Genomic DNA, 19516 nt, shown 5'->3' on the forward strand with positions numbered 1-19516 from the left:
CTCTTCCAGCCAGCCAAAATGCTCATTATAGAGAACGAGTGCCATGATTTCCGCAAACGTCGCATCGTCCATTCCTGAAACTGCCGGATCGTTGTGACGCGCCGCTGCATCGAGAATGATGGGACGTAACGTTTCCATCTGTGCTGCGAATGCCGGGCGCACGAACGGGTGAGCATGCGCCGGTTCCGCCGCCGACGACGCGGGTGTTCCTGAGAGTGCTATGGCGAGTGAGATGATGATAAAGATGCGAGTGATGAGAACTGAGAACTGAGAACCGAGAACTGAGAACTGAGAACTGAGAACCGGGATGCTCAGCCTGCGGTGAGAGAACCTGGACACGGACACGGGAAACCGGGCGATGAGAGGGAATTGGCGAACACCTGAGCGCTGGCGCCAGAATGCAGCAAACCAGGCATATACCATTGGAAGAAGCCAGTGATGCGCTTGCCGGAACTCGCTCATAGCGGGACGCTTCGCGTGTGTTTGAGACATATCTGTATGATCAGGGGAATGCCGTGTGCCTCTATCCGCCTGCCAACCTGCAACGTTTGCACCCATTTTTGAACCACAGAGGCGCAGAGGGGTTCAGAGTGGTTCCACCTTCAACCTGTCGCCTTCCCCCAGACCTCAAGGGTCAGGCCTGCTCCCTCTTCCACTCTCACGCCTCACGCCTCACTCCTCATTCCTCACCCACATGCTGCTTGCCGGTACACCTCCAGCGTTCGCTCCGCCGTCGTGCGCCAGGAGAAGCAACGCGCGCGCGCAAGCCCGCGGGCGCGCAACTCGGCGCGCAACTCTGCATCGGAGAGCAGTCGCAACATCGCCTCCGCCAGCGCATCGGCGTCGGTTGGCGGCACAATGAGCGCTGCCGCCTGATCGGGATGTCCATCAATCGCCCCCACCACTTCGGGGAGGCTACTGCTACTGCTGACGATCACCGGCGTGCCGCATGCCATCGCCTCGAGCGGCGGCATGCCAAACCCTTCATACAACGACGGAAAGACAAAGATCGTAGCCGCCGCATACCAGAGCGCTTGATCCTCCTGGTCGATATACCCGACGAAGCGGAGCCGGTCGCCGAGTCCAAGTTGTTCAGCGCGCGCCAGGATCGGCTCGTACAGCCATCCCTTTGCGCCGCCGATGATCAGCGGCGCATCAACATCGCGCACAATCCGGGCATATGCTTCCAGGAGCAGTGTCAGATTCTTGCGCGGCTCAAGCGTGCCGAGGAACAACACAAACCGGTCGGGCAACCCGGCACGGCGACGAAACGCCTCGAGCGTGGTTGGATCGGGAGGCGCGAAGCGTGCATCCGCAGCGTTGGGCGTCACCACTACGCGCTCTGGCGGAACGTGGAGCCAGCGCACAATCTCGCGCCGGGTAAACTCCGACACCGCCAGAAGATAGCGGGCGCGGCGCGCGGCAACCCGGATCGCCCATCGGGTATAGATCCGGTTGACGCGGCGAAAGGTCTGCGGAAACAGAAACGCGCTCAGATCGTGAATAGTGACGACCGATGGAACCGGGCAGACGAGGGGCATAACGTTGAGCACCCCATGGTACACATCGGCGCGAGCGAAGCGAAGCAGCGCCGGCGCCAACAGTTGCTCCCACGGAATGCGAACGCGCGGATTGATCGTCGGGAGGCGGCTGGGCTGCACATAGAAGTTGGACGGCAATCCGAGCGCTCCATTGTCGAGGCCGCGCGTCGTATATACCGTGTACTGGTTCTGACGGTCGATCGCTCCCAGATGAATGAGCAGCGCCTCAACATAGTTCGATACCCCGGCGCGCCGAAAGGTGCGCGTATGGGCAAGAAGATGCGCATTGATAGCGACGTGCATGCGCGATTCATTTATAATAGGTTACGGCAACGCAGCATACGTCGGTGAAGGGATGACCCCCCAATGCTCACGCGGCCAGTACGAAATCCATGCCTGTCCAATGATGCGGTCCAGCGGCAAGTCGTCCCACTCGCGCGAATCACTGCTGTTGGCGCGATTGTCTCCCATAACGAAGACCGTTCCGGGATCAACCACTACCGGACCACGAGCGCACGGGTCTTCGAAGCGGCATACGGTGGTGATACCCTGAAGATATGGCTCATCGAGCAGAATGCCATTGATATACACGCGACCGTCTCGAATTTCGACCGTTTCGCCCGGCAGCGCGATGACGCGCTTGATATAATCCTTGCTCATGTCGCGCGGATACTCGAACACCACCACATCACCCCGGCGCGGGGTGCGAAAGGGATAGACCACCCGCGGCGGCAGATCGGCATTGCCGGGCAGCAGGCGAAGCGGCGCATTCAGATCAACATGGAAGAAGATCAGTTTATTGACCAGAATATACTGCCCGCTGTGCAGATTGGGTTCCATACTCTGGCCCTCGATCTTGAAATTCTGAATCGCTCCGCGCACAATCAAAAAGACCAGCAGAATAAAGATGGCAGTTTCCAGCATCTCGCGCACAATACTGCGAACTGCTGGCGTCGGGGAGGGAGCGACGGCGGGTGTATCGACCGCCTCGACCGGATGATCGGCTATTGAAGGGCGATCCAATCCAAGCCGGCGACGCAGTGGGGTTTCGTCCATACGCTTGTGAACGGGCCGACTGTGCTCGATTGTCGAGCAACAGACCGGTTGCTAAGGATTTATAATTGAACTTCATGCCAGCGCTGCGCCGGGCGCAGCATGGTCAGGATTATACCCGATCAGGCGCCAGAATGCTAGCAGGTGACCCCATGCGCTATACCAGTCTTGTTCAAGCGCTCGATGATGAGACGTTACGCTGCAATGTCTGTCAATGGCATTGTGAATTGAAGCCGCACCATGCCGGACGATGCAGGGTGCGCGCCCGTGATGCGCATGGCATTGCCATCCACAATGATGGTCTTATCAGTGTTGCAACGGTTGGACCAATTGACGAACACCGGTTCTGGCACTTTTTCCCGGGCACCCAGGTGCTGACGCTTGGCGGTTGGGGGTATGCGTTTCCCGAAGATCAGCATCGCGGGCAATATGGAGCAATCCCATCAGATGAACGGCAGCAACGACGTCTTGCACCGGAGCGCGCTGCGACCTTTGCCCTGGATCGTCTGTGTCGAGGAATTGTCTGGAGTTACAGCGATCCCTCGGTGGCGCACGAGTATGTGTTCGACCTGCTCCGCACGGCGCGCGCGACCAGCCGATACACGGGGCTTGTAACCAGCGGGTTTCTGACGATGGAAGCGCTCGATCAGATCGGGCACTATCTGGATGGCATGTGCCTGGAACTGCGCGCATTCGACGATGCCGCATATCGACGCCTTGCCGGTGTGGAACGATGGCGCGGCGTTCTGGAGGTCGCATCCCACGCCTTTCATCGCTGGCACTGCCATGTCGAAGTCGTTACCCGCCTGCATCCCGGCGTAAACGATTCGCCTGACCAGATTCACGGTCTGGTTGACTGGATCCTCACGGCGCTCAGCCCGTTCACGCCATGGCACGTCATCCCCGGCGATGCTGGCGCAGCGGCTGCCGCAGCGGTCGCGCGCGCGCGTCGGATAGGCGCAGAGGCGGGATTGATCTATGTGTACGGTCCAGAACCAGGACAGGCGACGGTCTGCCCATCGTGCATGTCGGTCGTTATCGAGCGCAGCGGCGGCATCACACGCGTGACAGGCATTGAAGACGGGCGTTGCAGAACATGCGGCGCTGACCTTCATGTGCGCACGTCGATCTTTAAACGTGCATAGCATCATCATTTGACGAACACCGCGAGCCAGAATACAATCGCATGCAGCGGTGGAGTTCAGGAGCACGCTCATGAACAATAGTTCCGGGCAACAACCGGACAGTACGCGAAGCGACTTGCCGGTGCAGGCAGGACCTGGAGCGGCGCGTCTGGTTATCCGTCGTGATGGCGTGATCGAACGTCGGATGGTGCTGGGTGAGGTAGTGATCACGGTCGGGCGCGCGCTCAGCAACGATCTGGTGTTAAGCTACGAGGGGGTCTCGCGCCGCCACGCCGAGTTCCATCCCTGCCCGGAAGGGGTGATGGTGGTCGATGTCGGCAGCGCCAACGGCACATTCGTCGATGGTCGCCGCCTTGCGCCGCATGTGCCGCACCTCCTGCGCGACAGCATGTTTTGCTCTATCGGTCCCTATACGATCACCTATCACGCCCCAGGATCGCTGTCGCGCATTGGCGCCCTGCCGACAGTTCCGCTGCCTGAGGCATCGTAACTACTCGTTCGTCCAGTAAACTTCGGCTTCATCATCGAAATCGTCCTGATCCCAGATTTCGACGCGCTCGTCGGGCGACGCAGCGCGATGGACGCGGATTGCAGGGACGGCGCGTGTGCGGGACGCCGATAGGTTGCCGCGTTCCTCGCGCTTCGCGCGTGTACGGAACACGATCTTGATCGGCGTACCGGTGAAATCGTATTGCTCGCGGATGCGATTTTCCAGATAGCGCGCATACCCCCAGTGCACCTGCTCCGCCTGATTGGCGAAAAACAAAAAGACCGGCGGCGCAACCTGTGGCTGGGTTGCATAGTAGAGCCGAAGATGCGCACCTTTGTGGACTGCTGTTGGCGGATGTTCATACACGGCGCGCCGAAGCAGCGTGTTGAGTTCGGACGTTGGAATGCGGCGCTGCCGGTTTCGCGCAATATCCAGCGCCAGCGGCAACACCTTATCGACGCGCTGACCGGTCTTCGCCGAAATAAAGAGCAGCGGCGCGTATGACATGAACTTGAATGCCTCGCGGACGTGGCGGCTGAACTGGTCGAAGGTATAGGCGTCCTTCACAACCAGGTCCCATTTATTGACCAGAATAGCCACGCCTTTCAGCGACTCGAGGATCATGCCGGCAATATGCGTATCCTGCGCTGTGACGCCTTCGGTCGCATCGATGAGCAGCAGCGCAACATCAGCGCGTTCGATGGCGCGTAGCGCGCGCATCACGCTATATCGCTCCAGACCACGATCAATCTTGCCGCGCCGTCGGATGCCGGCGGTATCGATCAGCAATGCCCGGACGCCACCGATCTCGATTGGCGTGTCGATGCTGTCGCGCGTGGTGCCGGGAATATCGCTCACGACGCTGCGTTCCTGTCCGATCAGGCGGTTGAGCAGCGACGATTTCCCGACATTCGGGCGTCCCACAATCGCAATCTTGACCGCCGTCTCATCCTCTTCCATTTCAACCACAGGCAACGCCTCGGTCACCCGGTCAAGCACATCACCGACGCCAATGCCGTGGTAGGCGCTCATCGGAATGGGTTCGCCCAGGTTCAATGCATAGAACTCAACCGCATTCATTGCCCGTTCGTGGTTGTCGGCTTTATTGGCGGCAAGCACAACCGGCTTGTCGGTGCGGCGCAGCACCTCGGCGACAGCGGCATCGGCTGCGGTCAATCCTTCACGACTGTCAACTATGAAGATAATCGCATCAGATTCGGCGATTGCCAGTTCCGCCTGTTCGCGCACCCGGCGCGCAATCTCCAGTTGCGGGGTGCCCGGCGTCAGATCGTCTTCGTCGAGAAGCAGACCGGCGGTATCGACGACGGTAAACACGCGACCATTCCACTCCGTATCACCATAGAGCCGGTCGCGCGTGGTGCCGGGAATATCCTCCACAATGGCGCGGCGTTCGCCGATCAATCGGTTGAACAGGGTCGATTTGCCGACGTTCGGGCGTCCGACGAGCGCAACAATCGGTTTCATGTCCTTCACCCCCTTTCCATAGCACGCTCGACCTGCGTTTTGACCAGCGGATGCCCCTTTGCGCGCGCGCGCGCAAGCGCCTCGACGCAGGCGGCATCGAACTCGACCCCCTTGCGTTCTGTAAGATACGCAATCGCGCGCTCTGCACTCCAGGGTTCCTTGTACGGTCGAGTGCTGGTCAGCGCATCGAACACATCGGCGACGGCAACAATCCGCGCAATCCAGGAAATCCGGTCGCCGGAGATGCCGTGTGGATAGCCGTTACCGTCGAGCCGTTCGTGGTGCTGCAAGAGCGCCGGCAATTCGACGCGCAGCAGACGCTTGAGTTCCTCCTGGCTCATGATCTCATAGCCCTTTGTCGTGTGGCTGCGCATCTCGACCAATTCTTCGTCGGTCAGGCGCCCCGGCTTGTCGAGGATCGCGTCCGGCACGCCAATCTTCCCGATGTCGTGGAGCAGGCTGCCAAGGCGCACATGGAAGATTTGCTCATCGGACAACCCCAATTCTTCCGCGATAGCAACCGAAAAATCGGAGACACGGCGCGAGTGGCGCTGATTGTTGCGGTCACGCGCATCCACAGCTTCGACGAGCGCCTTGATCATGCCGAGCAGCAGGTTTTGCGTATCGGCATACAGACGCGAGAGTTGCAACACCGTCGCCGCAAGGTTGGCAAACGCCTCGAACAAGGCGACGTCATCATCGGTGAACGGACCGCCGATTTTGTTGAGCGCCTGGGCGCCGCCGATGATGCGCGCTTCGACACGACCACGCTCCGCGCCGAGTTCGATGCTCGGCGCGTGGAGCGGCACACAGAGGATCGAGCGCGTCTCAAAGCCGCTCTGCTGATCGACCCCCTGGTAATGACGCGCGTCGTTGCGCACATCGTCCAACCGGATGATTGCGCCGGTCGCAACGACATGCCCGATGATCCCCTGCCCAAACGGCACCGTGACGCCGGTGACTTTTTCGCCGCGCGATCCGGTGGCGACATGAGAGCGCAGCACCGGGTTCGGCTCGTCTTCATCGTCGATTTCCCATACCGACGTCGCCTCGCAGTTGAGCAGGTCACGGGCATAGTCCATGATCAGGGTCAATAACTGTTGACGATCCAGCGTCGTTGTCAAGCGCGCGGCAATATCCGCCAGCGCGCGCTGCCGCCGTTCACGGCGATGGGTCTCATCGAGCAGGCGCGTCTTGTCGATGACATTCACCATCACATTGCCCAGGATGCGGAGCAGTATCAGTTCTTCATCGGCATCGATTGCGTCAGCGGGCAGATTGAAGACCTGCACCACACCAACCGGTCGATCATCGATGATCAACGGCAGGCAGTACATGGTGCGCAACTGGAGTGATGCCAGTTCGCCGATGCTCCGGTCCCAACGCGGGTCTTCGGCAACATTGTGGACGAAGATCGGCTCACGCGCACGCAGCGCAGCGCCCGCTACCCCACGGCTCGCCGGAATGCGCATGCCAAGCAATCGCTGGCTCGCCGCGTCACCCTTGACAACGTGAAAGACGAGCGCATCATGTTCCGGGTCGTACAGATAGAGCGTTCCGGCTTCGGCATGCGCTTCTTCAACAAACAGATCGAGGGTGCGGTCGAGCAGCGCAGTCAGGTGAGTTTGTGAAGCCGTTTGGGTGGCGCGCTGAATCACATTCAAGACGCGGTGTATCGTCAGGTCGTGATCCACGATGTCACCTCCCTTACACCGATACGGGCGCCTTCATCGCGCGACCCTTAATGCCCGCACGTACCGTACAATTTCATCCGGCTCGCTGGCGACGGCGACGGCAGCGCCACTCTCGGCGCTGATGCGTTCGACGGTGTATTCGTCAATGGTGCGCACACCGGCGTGATCGAACATCACTCGCGGCAACAGCGCTCGTCGCGCGCCTGCCTCACGGATGGCAGGCGCAACATCCTGTCCCATGAGCAATCCCGAAACGGTCACCGTTTCGCCGAAGAACCGGTTCACCACCGGCAGTAAGCGAACCTCCAGGTTGCCAATTCGGTTCAGGCGATCAACAACCCGTTGCAGGATCGGCGCGATCAACGTCCCGCACACGATCGTCAGTTCGGTACGTTGGGGCAGACGCGCGGGCAGCCGACGCTGCGCTTTCGCCCATCCATCGAGAAAATCGCGCGTCATGCCAACACCATTGGAATACTGCGGCATACCGTCATAATCGGCGGCCGGCGGCAGATCGCGCCCGCACAGCAGGTAGAATTCGTCGGAAGCATACACAATGCCAACGCCGTGGCAACGGCGAAACTCCTGCTGATACGCCTCGACCAGATCGATGATCCGCGACGCTTCATCAGGACGATAACAGCGCATCGGCACATCGGCAGCAACGATCTGGCGCGCACAGTACCCAAGGTTCGCCACCTGCGCCTCATTCAAACGCACGGCGTCGTCCCAACGCGGCTGTCGTTCCCACGTGGCATCGACCCATTCGGGCGTTTCGTGAATCGCAATTGCGGCTTTGATCGTCTGCGGACGTTTTCCGTCGAAGCGATACTTCGTCAACCCCACCGGCACAACCGCAATGGTCTGCACAATCGGATAGAGGTCTGCCAGATCGCGGATGCTCTGGTGCAGGGCCGCGCCATCGTTGATCTCCGGCAGCGCCACGATCTGCGTGTGAACCGTGATGCCGATGCGACCAAGACGCCGGATCTGCTCCAACACATCCGGCACATCCGGCTTCCCCAGCAGCACGGCGCGCAATGCGCGATCGGTCGCATGCACCGAAAGATACTGCGGGCTAAGGCGCTGCTGCTCGATGCGACGCCAGTCGTCTTCGGTCAGGTTGGTGAACGTGACGAAATTACCGTACAGAAAACCCAAACGGTAATCGTCGTCCTTCAGATAGAGCGAACGCCGCAACCCCTTCGGCATCTGGGTCAGAAAGCAGAAGGGACATTTATTGTTGCAGGTGCGCAGGCGGTCGAAGAGCGGTTCGACGAATTCGATGCCAAGGTCCTCATCAGCATCCTTTTCGATCTCGCAGATGAACTCCTCATCGCCGCGACGCACCAGCAATTCAACCGAGTCCTCGGCAATTGCAAAGCGATAGTCGATCACATCGCGCAGGCGCAGGTCATCCACTGCCAGTATCACATCACCTGGTTGGAGACCGATTTCGGCAGCAATGCTTCCGGGAACGACCGACGCAATTTCGCCCCCCTCGCCGGTAATCCGTTTCAGGTCGGGTTGATATTCCATCGATATGCACGCAGGACCAACAAAAATGGTGGTGCGGTTCATGCCGCACCCATTAAACAGTATACCACATGCGCACGCACCGTACCGTTGCTGCCCGCTGATGATACAATTGTCGTCTTTGAGTCGCGTCGCGGGATCCGCTTTCCATAGCCCGCGACGTATGAGGATTGAGCAATGAATCCGGTAAACCTGCGCTGCCGTGCCACGCATCCTCTGCGCTGCGGGCGAAAGCTTTCGCTCAGCATGTGGAAGCCCCGCAGGGGCTTGCACGATCTCAGCCAGGGCTTCAGCCCGCAGCGCCAGCAGACCGGTTGCATCGCTTCGTGTTTGTGAGACGCCAGGCGCACGAGCAAGCAGGCAGATAGCGGTGTATGTATTCAACGTCCATCAGCCGCCGGGCGGCAGGACGGATAGATTACGACATCTTTCGCACCCGTGGGTACGCCGGCGTCCACATGGTCGCCGCAATGCGTGCCGCCTGTTCATCGGCGCTGAGCGGCGCCGCCAACCCGGAACGCACTGCCTCAGCCGCCACAGCCTGCGCAACAGCGCGTGAAACATCACGCACGCTGGTAAGCGACGGATAGAGCGATGCCGTTGGGTCCTGCCGTGCTGGCGAGAAGGCGCTCAATGCGCGCGCCGCCGCCACGAACATGGCATCGCTGACGCGCCGGGCGTTCACTGCCAGAACCCCCAACCCGACGCCAGGGAAGATGAAGACATTATTGCACTGCCCGATGACATAGGTTCTCCCGCCATACACCACCGGCTCGAACGGACTGCCGGTGGCGACCAGCGCCCGCCCTTCCGTCCAGGCGATCAGATCGGCAGGAACCGCTTCACTCTTTGAGGTGGGATTGGAAAGCGGGAAGATCACCGGGCGCTCGACATGCCGCGCCATTTCGCGTACCGTGCGCTCGTCGAACACGCCCGGCTGCGCTGAGGCGCCGATGAGACAGGTTGGACGCACATGAGCGACAACCTCATACAAGGTGAACGGTCCATCCCCTTCGCGCGCCCATCCTTCCAGGGCTTCATACGGTTGAGCATAGACCATTTTCGCCTCTTCGAGACCGGTGCGCCGGGTATGCACCAGGTCGCGGCTGTCGATCAGCCAGATCGTCCGGCGCGCCTGTTCCAGCGGTATGCCAGCCTCGACCATGACGGCGACGATCTGATCGGCAATGCCGGTCGCTGCCGACCCTGCGCCCAACATCACGATCCGCTGTTCCGCCAGCGGCACGCCGGAAATCTCGACCGCTGCCAGCCATCCCGCCAGCGTCACCGCGCCGGTGCCCTGAATGTCATCGTTGAAACTGAGAATCCGGTCACGGTAACGGTCAAGAAGGCGGCGCGCGTTGTCCTTGGCAAAATCCTCCCATTGCAGCAACACATTCGGAAACACCTTCTCAACCGCCGTCACGAACTGTTCGATGAACTCGTCGTACTCCTCGCCGCGCACCCGTTCGTGACGCCACCCCAGGTAGAGCGGGTCATTGAGCAGCGCCGGGTTATTCGTGCCGACATCGAGCACAATCGGTAGCGTTGTCGCCGGATGAATGCCGGCGCAAAGGGTGTAGAGCGTCAGTTTGCCAATGGGAATGCCTATGCCGCCGATGCCCTGATCGCCAAGCCCCAGAATGCGTTCCCCATCGGTGACGACAATGGCGCGCGTGTGCTCTGCCAGGGGCCAGCCGCGCAGCATCGTCTCGATCTGATCGCGGTGCGGATAGTCGATGAACAACCCGCGTGGTCGGTGGAACAGGTGACTGTAGCGTTGACAGGCGACGCCAACCTCCGGCGTGTAGACGATCGGCATCATCTCGGTGATATGCTCAAGCAGCAATCGGTAGAAGAGCGTCTCATTTCGATCCTGCAAATCGGTCAGATACAGGTAGCGGTCCAGGTCGTCTTTCCGCTGCTGATAATTGCGGTACACACGCGCCAGTTGTTCCTCGATGGTCGAAACGTGGTATGGCAACAACCCCAGCAATCCCAATTCTTCGCGCTCTTCGGCGCTCCAGGCGCTGCCTTTATTGATGACCGGCGTGTTGAGCGCCTCATGGCGGATGCGGTCGGTCTCCAGCGTTGCGCCTCCATCAGCAAACCGAATGCGGATCATGACAGCCTCCTGAAAACAGAACGACGGCGCGCGTTGCGCCGTCGCTTCGCACTGACGTTGCTGAGAGCAATCATACGCCAGGAGTCTGTGTGCGACAGTAAAGGAATGCAAGCGCCAGCGTAGCGTTTCCTCTACGAGTGCGCCGGCGCCTGCTCCTCATCAAGCGCCAGGGTGCGCCGCAGTTCGATGATCTGATCACGCAGGGCAGCAGCCTTCTCGAACGCCAACTCCTTCGCCGCCTGCTTCATCTGCTTCTCCAGTTCCTTGATCAGTTTGACGATCTCGTCCTTCGGAATGGGCAATTCTTCCCCTGGTACGGCAGCCTGGTAGACACCACGCTCCTCGGCGACTTTACGCACCCGGTCGGTCAGGTCGCGCACGGCTTTCGAGATGCCGACCGGCGTGATGTTGTGCTCGCGGTTGTACGCTTCCTGGATGGCACGACGACGGTTGGTTTCGTCGATGGCGAACTTCATCGATGGCGTGATCGTATCGGCGTACATAATCACCGCGCCCTCGATGTGCCGCGCGGCGCGCCCGATAATCTGAATGAGCGACGATCCGCTGCGCAGGTATCCTTCCTTGTCGGCGTCGAGAATAGCGACCAGCGATACTTCCGGCAGGTCGAGACCTTCGCGCAGCAGGTTGATGCCAACAACCACATCGTACACGCCAAGCCGCAGGTCGCGCAGAATTTCGACCCGTTCGAGCGTCTCGATGTCGGAGTGCAGATAACTGGTGCGGATGCCCATTTCCTTCAGGTAATCCGCCAGGTCCTCCGCCATGCGCTTGGTCAGCGTCGTGACCAGTGCGCGCTGCCCTTTCTGCACCCGCCGCTTGATCTCGCCGACCAGATCGTCAATCTGTCCGCGCGTCGGGCGCACCTCGACCGTCGGATCGAGCAGACCGGTCGGGCGAATGATCTGCTCGACGATCTGCTGCGAATGTTCATATTCATAGGGTCCCGGCGTCGCCGAGACATAGATCACCTGATGGATATGGCGCTCGAACTCATCGAATCGCAGCGGTCGGTTGTCGAGCGCGGAGGGGAGGCGGAAGCCGTAGTCGACGAGCGTCTCCTTGCGCGATCGGTCGCCGGCGTACATGCCGCGAATCTGCGGCAGCGTTATGTGCGACTCATCGATGAAGAGAATGAAATCATCGGGAAAATAGTCCAGCAGCGTCCACGGCGTCTGCCCGGGCGCGCGACGGTCGAGGTGCCGCGAGTAGTTCTCGATACCGGAACAGTAGCCGACCTCGGAGAGCATTTCGAGGTCGTAGTTGGTGCGCTGCTTGAGGCGCGCTGCTTCGAGCAGTTTCCCCTGCTGCTCGAGTTCGGCAAGACGCACTGCCAGTTCCGCCTGAATGTCGGTGATCGCCAGTTTGAGCGTTTCGGCGGTTGTAATGAAGTGCTTCGCCGGATAGATATTCACCGCCGTGCGCTCGATCAGCACCTCGCCGGTCAGTGGGTCGAACTCGGTAATACGCTCGACATCATCGCCCCAGAACTCGACGCGAAGCGCAATCTCCTGATTGGCGGGGAAGATGTCGAGGGTATCGCCACGCACACGGAACGTGCCGCGATGAAAGTCCATATCGTTGCGCTCGAATTGCAGGTCGAGCAACTGACGCAGCAGTTTATCGCGGTTGCGCACCTCGCCGACGCGGATAGGAATGACGACCTGACCATACTCATGGGGCGAACCGAGACCGTAGATCGCCGACACCGACGCGACAATCAGGACATCGCGCCGGGTGAAGAGAGCCTGCGTCGCCGCGTGGCGCAGGCGGTCGATCTCTTCGTTGATCTCGGCTTCCTTCTCAATGTACAGGTCTTTGCTCGGCACATACGCTTCGGGGGTGTACATGTCGTAGTACGAAATGAACATTTCCACCGCCGCGTCGGGCAGCAGTTCGCGAAACTCGGCGTACAACTGACTGACCAGTGTTTTGTTGTGCGCCATGACCAGCGCCGGACGCTCCAACTGACTGAAGACATGCGCCATGGTGAGCGTCTTGCCGGTGCCGGTCGCGCCGAGCAATGTCTGATGTTTATATCCTGCGCGAATCCCCTCGACCAGTTGCGCGATCGCCTTCGGCTGATCGCCGGCCGGTTGAAAGGGCGCTTCGATGCGGAATGACATGCCTCTCAACCCTCCTCTGTACACCACTGCGACTCGTATATTATAGCCTATGACTCCTCCGTAAGCCGCTGCCCGCGCCCTCGGCGTCGGGCAGCAGAGACCACACCACACCACCCCCCCGCATGCGGAGGGCAGGGCGGCGGTAGGGGCGCCCCTTGTGGGCGCCCTCCCCACCCCAGTAGCGGGAGCGGGAGGCACGGGGGGTTAGGGAAGCAGCGCCGCCCCCGCTCCCCTGGTGTGACAGGGAGGCAAGGGGAGTGATACCAATTACGATTGACGATGCCGCATTCTTGTCATTCCGAGCGGGTTCGCGCAAGACCCCTCGCTCTGCTCGGGGTGACAATGCCGGATGGTCACAGGTAATTGGTATGAGGGGGCGCGCATGGGCTGAAGCCCGCGCTACCGAGGTGGCGGAAGCGGGGGGCATGGGGATGAGGGGGCATATACTGGACAGATCGCCAACCGGTGCTATAATAGAACATCGGTACGAGAAACGACGTGCATATGGAGCCGTGTATGACCCCAGCCGAGCGCCGTGCTTTCGAGCGACAGTTGCAACAGGAGTTCCCCGGTCTCGAACTGCACGCCTGGTATCGCCAGTATCGCAGCCTCAAAGCGGCGCACCCCGATGCCATCCTGCTCTATCGCCTGGGCGATTTCTACGAAACATTCGACGACGACGCCAAACTGGTCGCCGATCTGCTCGAAGTGACGCTCACCTACAAAGAGTTCGCCAGCCAGAAGGGGCGCGACCAGAAACAGCGCTGCCCGATGGCCGGCATCCCGTACCATGCCGTCGAAGGATATGTCGCGCGGCTCGTCGGCGCTGGCTACCGCGTCGCCATCGCCGAACAGATGACCGAAACCCCCTCAAGCCGCACCGATACGCGCCCACGCTCGATCTTCGCCGCTGGCATCGAGCAGACGGCGCTCATCGGCGGACACAAAATGGTCGAACGCAAGGTCGTGCGCATCATCACCCCTGGCACGATTATCGAAAGCGGGATGCTGCCCGCCGAACGCAACAACTATCTGGCTGCGCTGATTGCCGACCATGGGCGCATCGGGCTGGCATATGCCGACTTGAGCACCGGTGAGTTTGCCGCCATCGAGTTCAGCGGCGAACGCGCCGCACAGCAGGCGCAGGGCGAACTGGCGCGCCTCAATCCAGCAGAAATCCTGGTTCCCGACCGCGCCGACCTCCGGTTGCCCGGTCTTGAGCCATCCAGCGCCCGCCTTGAACAGGACCTGGAGTTCCTCACCCGCGAGGAGCGGGAACGGGTTCTCCCCGGCGAACGCATCGCCCGGCGCGTCGAACGCGAAAACCATGCGCGCTGGGCGCACGGTCATGTCACTGCCTGGTCCGAACAACGCTGGGACTTGCGTAATGCGCGCGATACGCTGCTCCACCAGTTTGGCGTCCACTCGCTCGCCGGCTTCGGGCTGGCGGATCGTCCGCTGGCGATCCGTGCCGCTGGCGCGATTGTGCAGTATGCGCGCGAAACGCAGCAGGGAACGGTCGCCAACCTCCGCGCAATCCGCGTTTACACCCCCGGCGATGCCATGGTCCTCGATCCGCAGACGCAGCGAAACCTGGAATTGCTGGAAGGGAACAGCGGCACAACACGCGGTTCGCTTATCGGCGTGCTCGACCAGACGCGCACGCCAATGGGGGCGCGCCTGCTGCGCCGCTGGATTTCACAGCCGCTCTGTGATCTGGCACGGTTGCGCGCGCGTCACGATGCGGTGGACCACTTCGTCAATGATGCCATCCTGCGTGCGTCGGTGCGCGAAACGCTACGGCGCGTCGGCGATATGGAGCGAGTGGTCAACCGGATTATCCAGGGAAGCGGGGTAGCCACACCGCGCGACATGGCGCGGCTGCGCGATGCGTTGCGCGCCCTGCCCGACTTGGTCGCTGCGCTGGAAGACTGGACGCCCCCGCAGGAGGATGTCGATCTGAGCGGGATGAGCGCCCTCCAGGAGTCTGCGGCATTGGCGGCTGCGCCGCTTGATGGCATCACACCGCCGGACGATGACCACACTGAGCAGGAACCGACGACCATCAGCCTGCGCGCGCAGCGCGAAGCGCGCCGGCGGGTATCGGCGCGCCTCACCGGAGACGATCTGTTCGATGAGGAAGAGGAGCAGGAGAACGCTGGTCAACCTGCTCCCCTGCCAACGACTGAAACGGTCCGTGCATCCGGCGAATCCGCCAGACCATCTTTTGAAATGCCGTCGCTTCATGGGCATGGCGAGAGTCCGACACTCGATGCGTGCGCCGACATCCTGGCGTTTCTGGAAACCGCCATCGACGATGATCCACCCGCATTGCTTGGCGCGTCCAACTACCTCCGCGCGGGGGATAATGGCGAACTGCCACGCCGCGTGATCCGCCCTGGCTTCGAGCCGGAGATCGATCGGGTAGTGGCGGCAAGTCGTGATGCGCAACGCTGGATCAGTGAACTCGAACCAAAAGAACGTGAGCGCACCGGCATCAAATCACTGCGCGTCGATTACAACCGTGTCTTTGGCTATTATATCGAGGTGCCCAAAACCTACGCCGATCAGGTGCCGAAACACTACATCCGCAAGCAGACGCTGACGACCGGCGAGCGCTACTTTACCGACGAACTCAAACGCTACGAAGAGATCGTCGAACAGGCACAACAACGCCTGATCGACCTTGAACGTCGCGCCTTCGCCCGCATTTGCGAAACTTTGGCGGGCGCAGGAGTGCGCCTGTTGCGCACAGCGCGAACGATTGCGACGATCGATGTCTTCGCGGCGCTGGCGGAAGCGGCGGTGCGCGGTCGCTACGTGCGCCCCGAACTGTACGACGATACCCGCCTGCGCATCATCGGCGGACGTCATCCGGTGGTCGAGCAGACTCTCGATGAAACCTTCATTCCGAACGACATCGAGATGGATACCGAGACGCGCCAGATCTGCCTGATCACCGGTCCAAACATGAGCGGCAAGAGCACCGTCTTGCGTCAGGTGGCGCTGATTGCACTCATGGCGCAGATCGGCTCATTCGTGCCTGCCGATGCCGCCGAGATCGGGGTGGTGGATCGTATCTTTACCCGTATTGGCGCACAGGACGATATCGCCACCGGGCGCAGCACGTTTATGGTCGAAATGACCGAAACGGCGGCGCTGCTGGCGCAGAGCACGCACCGCAGCCTGATCATTCTGGACGAAGTCGGGCGCGGCACCAGCACCTACGACGGCATGGCGATTGCGCAGGCGGTTATCGAGTACATTCACAACGAACCGCGTCTTGGCTGCCGCACCCTCTTTGCGACCCACTACCACGAACTGACCGATCTGGAGCGTACCCTGCCGCGCCTGAAAAACTACCACATGGCGGCGACCGAGCAAGATGGGCGGGTAGTGTTCCTGCACGAACTGCGACCCGGCGGCGCCGACCGGTCATATGGCATTCATGTGGCAGAACTGGCGGGCATTCCACAACCGGTTATTCGCCGCGCCACCGAGTTGCTGGCGGAACTCGAGCGCCGCGCGCCGCGCAGTACGCCCCAACCGGCGCCTGAGCGCACAGAGGAACGCCCAGCGGCAGGGCGCCCCACGGCGCGCAGCCACAGCGCGGCGCGCGGCGATCCACCGCGCGCGCCGGATGGTCAACTGTCGCTCTTCGATCTGACGCCGGGACCGGTGATCGAGATGCTGCGGCGGCTCGACATCAATCAGTTGACGCCGCTGGAGGCGCTGAACAAACTGTATGAACTGCAAAAACTGGCGCGCATTGGCGGTGGGTAGCATCACCAGATGAACGGGATGATCTTCTTCACGCGCTGCTGATAGTCGGCGTACTCCGGGTAGCGCTCGACAAGCCAGCGCTCCTCGCGGCGCGATTTGAAGTGGAAGAAGATCAGGAGCGCCGCGCTCAACGCCAGCGCGACGCTGCTGCCGCGCACCAGCGACCATCCGAAGGCGCCAAGGATGATGCCGCTGTAAATGGGATGGCGCACGATGGCGTAGACGCCATGCTGAACGAGTGCGCCATTATCACGCGGTCGGGGGAAAGGGGTCAGGTTTGCCCCGAGGTGCAGCAGTCCTGCGCCTGCCAGCGCCACGCCACACCCTCCCAGGATGAAGCCAGCGATCAGCGCACCCTGTTCCCGCAAAAATGACAACGCCGGCAACCACGGCAATTCCGATGGCGCCAGCACAAGCGCAAAGAGCAGCCCGAACTGCGCGCTCACCCACCATCCGCCGCGTTCGATGAATGTTTGCATCAGCGACCGTGCTTTCTGTATCATGACCATCACATCACATAAGGCCACAGGCATATGCCGACGCCATAACACCAATGACGATTGACGATGCCGCATGCTGGTCATTCCGAGCCCTTCGCTTCGCTCAGGGTAAACGCAGCGCGGAATCTGCACGGGTCGCGCACGACCCCTCGCGCTGCTCGGGGTGACCATGCCGGATGTTCACCGGTCATTGGTATAACACCGAATGTCTGGAGATGATCATGCCCGTAAACGAAACTTCCTATACAGGCGCGCTCGAACACGTCGCCATTGCGGATGAACGCGCCGCCGGGCGCATCTTCATGCGCGGGCGCGACCGCGCTGCGTTGCTGCACCGCCTCTCTACCAACGACATCGAGCGCCTGAATCCAGGCGAGGGGACGCTGACCGCGCTTACGACACCAATCGGACGGATCATCGATCTGCTCACCGTGCATGCGCTCGACGATACGCTCCTCATCGTTACCAGCCCCGACCAGGGACCGCCGGTGTTCGGGCATCTGCGCCGCAACATCTTCTTCAACGACCAGGTGACGCTGGAACCTGCGGGACGCACCTATACGCAGGTGGCAGTGTACGGTCCGCAGGCGGCGCGCACGCTCGCAGAACTGATCGGCGCGGAGATCCATCTGCCATTGCATGGTATCACACCCGCCACCCTCGCGGGGGTAAGCCTGCTGCTTGCGCGTCGCAAACCGATCGGCGGCGATAGTTTCACGCTCTACGTCCCGTCCGATGGCGCCGATGCTGTGTATGCTGCACTTCTCACCGCCGGCGCAGCAGCACTGGACGCCGAAACGCTCGATGTGCTACGAGTCGAACAGGGGTATGGCGCATTCGGACGTGAACTGAGCCAGGAGTACATTCCGCTGGAAACCGGGCTGCTGGACGCCGTGAGTTTCACCAAGGGATGCTACGTCGGGCAGGAAATTATTGCGCGCATGGAGAGCCGTGGGCGCCTGGCAAAGCGGTTGTGCGGTCTTCGGTTGAGTCATCCCGTCGTGGCGCCGGCAAAACTCCAGGTCGATGGCAGGGATGCCGGCGACCTGACGAGCGCCGTCGTGTCGCCACGATTCGGACCGATTGCACTGGCATATGTGCGCACGGCGTATGCCGAGCCGGGGACGGTCGTTGGAGTGGACGGGTTCACAGCAACGGGAAGGGTGATCGAACTGCCGTTTGCAGTGTGAAGATCGAGGGTGTAAGGTCGAGGTCTATCTACACGTCTTCGCCGCGCAACCGGCGCAATTGAGCCTCGAGTTCGCGCACACGCGCTTCGGCTTCTGCCCGCACTCTGGCTTCGGCTTCTGCCCGCGCCTCGGCGTCCATTCGCGCCCGCGCCTGTGCTTTGGCTTCCGCCAGCGTCTCCGCCACACGCTCCTCCGACTCAATAACGATTTCGACGAGATCAGCGTAATCTTCCATTCGCCGCCCCTGCTCGTCGAAACAGCACACCTCATTCTCCTGCCCCCCGATCCAGACCCGCAGCGGTTCCAGCCAGAGCCACCCGCGTTCATCCGGCATCATAGCACGGTACGCTGCGCCTGCCCGCTCATAACTGACGATACGCACCTGTACCTGCCCTCGGCGCTCGAAAGTGTCGACTATCACGTAGTACGGCACTCCTGCCAGGTCATAGTGATCCACTTTCTCGTACAGATCGAACCGGCGTGTCTCCGGCGAGGTCACTTCGACGATCAGTATCGGACGCACCCCTTCCTGCCCCACATCAAAGGTGCTCCAATTGCGAATCGTCTGCGCGCCGAAGATCACCATAATGTCGGGACTGTGCGGGCGCAGGTCAGGCACCTCCCAGGCGATACGCACATCGCTGAGGACGACAGCATCGGGGGGCGATCCGCCGTGCACGCGAGGAAGACATTCGTGAGATAGCGGACGCGCCGCTGATGGTCGTAATTACACAGTACCTGGTCACCTTCTTCAGGGTGCAACAGGTCGATGAGGCGCAACGGAACCAGTTCCTCATCGAAGGAGCCGTCGCCGAGGTCACGGCGCACAA

At 61.1% G+C, this 19516-nt stretch carries 13 protein-coding genes; 4 read left to right on the forward strand and 9 right to left on the reverse strand.

What is annotated here, in order from left to right; genetic code table 11:
- Positions 1–686 precede the first annotated feature (686 nt).
- A complete protein-coding gene (locus RCAS_RS18205; protein ID WP_012121995.1) occupies positions 687–1844 on the reverse strand; it encodes a glycosyltransferase family 4 protein in 1158 nt (385 codons plus the stop codon).
- A gap of 21 nt (positions 1845–1865) precedes the next feature.
- Positions 1866–2597 (reverse strand): signal peptidase I, encoded by a 732-nt coding sequence (lepB, locus tag RCAS_RS18210; RefSeq protein WP_012121996.1) that lies wholly within the window; start codon positions 2595–2597, stop codon positions 1866–1868.
- Positions 2598–2671: 74 nt separating this feature from the next.
- Here lepB and RCAS_RS18215 point away from each other — a divergent pair, with 74 nt between their 5' ends.
- Positions 2672–3739 (forward strand): radical SAM protein, encoded by a 1068-nt coding sequence (locus tag RCAS_RS18215; RefSeq protein WP_232280262.1) that lies wholly within the window; start codon positions 2672–2674, stop codon positions 3737–3739.
- Between the two features lie 70 nt (positions 3740–3809).
- Positions 3810–4229 carry an FHA domain-containing protein gene (locus RCAS_RS18220; protein WP_012121998.1) on the forward strand — a complete coding sequence of 140 codons (420 nt, stop codon included), beginning with the start codon at positions 3810–3812 and terminating at the stop codon, positions 4227–4229.
- On the opposite strand, the gene der is transcribed toward RCAS_RS18220, so the two are convergent.
- From der to uvrB, 5 genes are all read right to left on the reverse strand, one after another.
- Positions 4230–5714: a ribosome biogenesis GTPase Der gene (gene der / locus RCAS_RS18225; RefSeq protein ID WP_012121999.1), complete on the reverse strand. Its 1485-nt coding sequence runs from the start codon at positions 5712–5714 to the stop codon at positions 4230–4232. It abuts the gene before it with no gap.
- A 5-nt stretch (positions 5715–5719) separates the two neighbouring features.
- Positions 5720–7408 (reverse strand): HD domain-containing phosphohydrolase, encoded by a 1689-nt coding sequence (locus RCAS_RS18230; protein WP_012122000.1) that lies wholly within the window; start codon positions 7406–7408, stop codon positions 5720–5722.
- 33 nt (positions 7409–7441) lie between these two features.
- A complete protein-coding gene (locus tag RCAS_RS18235) occupies positions 7442–8989 on the reverse strand; it encodes a DUF512 domain-containing protein (RefSeq protein WP_012122001.1) in 1548 nt (515 codons plus the stop codon).
- A 373-nt stretch (positions 8990–9362) separates the two neighbouring features.
- A complete protein-coding gene (locus tag RCAS_RS18240) occupies positions 9363–11069 on the reverse strand; it encodes an NAD-dependent malic enzyme (protein ID WP_012122002.1) in 1707 nt (568 codons plus the stop codon).
- A 131-nt stretch (positions 11070–11200) separates the two neighbouring features.
- A complete protein-coding gene (gene uvrB / locus RCAS_RS18245) occupies positions 11201–13213 on the reverse strand; it encodes an excinuclease ABC subunit UvrB (protein ID WP_012122003.1) in 2013 nt (670 codons plus the stop codon).
- Between the two features lie 516 nt (positions 13214–13729).
- Between uvrB and mutS the strand changes: the two genes are divergently transcribed.
- The gene (gene mutS / locus RCAS_RS18250) at positions 13730–16996 is read left to right on the forward strand and encodes a DNA mismatch repair protein MutS (RefSeq protein WP_012122004.1); all 3267 of its coding nucleotides are present in this window, start codon (positions 13730–13732) and stop codon (positions 16994–16996) included.
- Positions 16997–16998: 2 nt separating this feature from the next.
- On the opposite strand, the gene RCAS_RS18255 is transcribed toward mutS, so the two are convergent.
- A complete protein-coding gene (locus tag RCAS_RS18255) occupies positions 16999–17499 on the reverse strand; it encodes a methyltransferase family protein (protein ID WP_232280060.1) in 501 nt (166 codons plus the stop codon).
- A gap of 218 nt (positions 17500–17717) precedes the next feature.
- Here RCAS_RS18255 and ygfZ point away from each other — a divergent pair, with 218 nt between their 5' ends.
- Positions 17718–18686, forward strand: coding sequence for a CAF17-like 4Fe-4S cluster assembly/insertion protein YgfZ (ygfZ, locus tag RCAS_RS18260; protein ID WP_041332136.1), 969 nt, complete (start codon positions 17718–17720; stop codon positions 18684–18686).
- Between the two features lie 28 nt (positions 18687–18714).
- On the opposite strand, the gene RCAS_RS18265 is transcribed toward ygfZ, so the two are convergent.
- Positions 18715–19365, reverse strand: a complete 651-nt coding sequence (locus tag RCAS_RS18265) for a Uma2 family endonuclease (protein WP_332249601.1) — start codon at positions 19363–19365, stop codon at positions 18715–18717.
- Positions 19366–19516 lie beyond the last annotated feature (151 nt).

The sequence above is a fragment of the Roseiflexus castenholzii DSM 13941 genome, from assembly GCF_000017805.1.
Taxonomy (GTDB): Bacteria; Chloroflexota; Chloroflexia; order Chloroflexales; family Roseiflexaceae; genus Roseiflexus; species Roseiflexus castenholzii.

What these genes read in the sequence shown, in the direction of transcription:
- RCAS_RS18205 (WP_012121995.1), bottom strand. Translation starts at nt 1,844, where the DNA reads ATGCACGTCGCTATCAATGCGCATCTTCTTGCCCATACGCGCACCTTT.
- lepB (WP_012121996.1), bottom strand. Translation starts at nt 2,597, where the DNA reads ATGGACGAAACCCCACTGCGTCGCCGGCTTGGATTGGATCGCCCTTCA.
- RCAS_RS18215 (WP_232280262.1), top strand. Translation starts at nt 2,672, where the DNA reads ATGCCAGCGCTGCGCCGGGCGCAGCATGGTCAGGATTATACCCGATCA.
- RCAS_RS18220 (WP_012121998.1), top strand. Translation starts at nt 3,810, where the DNA reads ATGAACAATAGTTCCGGGCAACAACCGGACAGTACGCGAAGCGACTTG.
- der (WP_012121999.1), bottom strand. Translation starts at nt 5,714, where the DNA reads ATGAAACCGATTGTTGCGCTCGTCGGACGCCCGAACGTCGGCAAATCG.
- RCAS_RS18235 (WP_012122001.1), bottom strand. Translation starts at nt 8,989, where the DNA reads ATGAACCGCACCACCATTTTTGTTGGTCCTGCGTGCATATCGATGGAA.
- RCAS_RS18240 (WP_012122002.1), bottom strand. Translation starts at nt 11,069, where the DNA reads ATGATCCGCATTCGGTTTGCTGATGGAGGCGCAACGCTGGAGACCGAC.
- uvrB (WP_012122003.1), bottom strand. Translation starts at nt 13,213, where the DNA reads ATGTCATTCCGCATCGAAGCGCCCTTTCAACCGGCCGGCGATCAGCCG.
- mutS (WP_012122004.1), top strand. Translation starts at nt 13,730, where the DNA reads ATGACCCCAGCCGAGCGCCGTGCTTTCGAGCGACAGTTGCAACAGGAG.
- RCAS_RS18255 (WP_232280060.1), bottom strand. Translation starts at nt 17,499, where the DNA reads ATGATACAGAAAGCACGGTCGCTGATGCAAACATTCATCGAACGCGGC.
- ygfZ (WP_041332136.1), top strand. Translation starts at nt 17,718, where the DNA reads ATGCCCGTAAACGAAACTTCCTATACAGGCGCGCTCGAACACGTCGCC.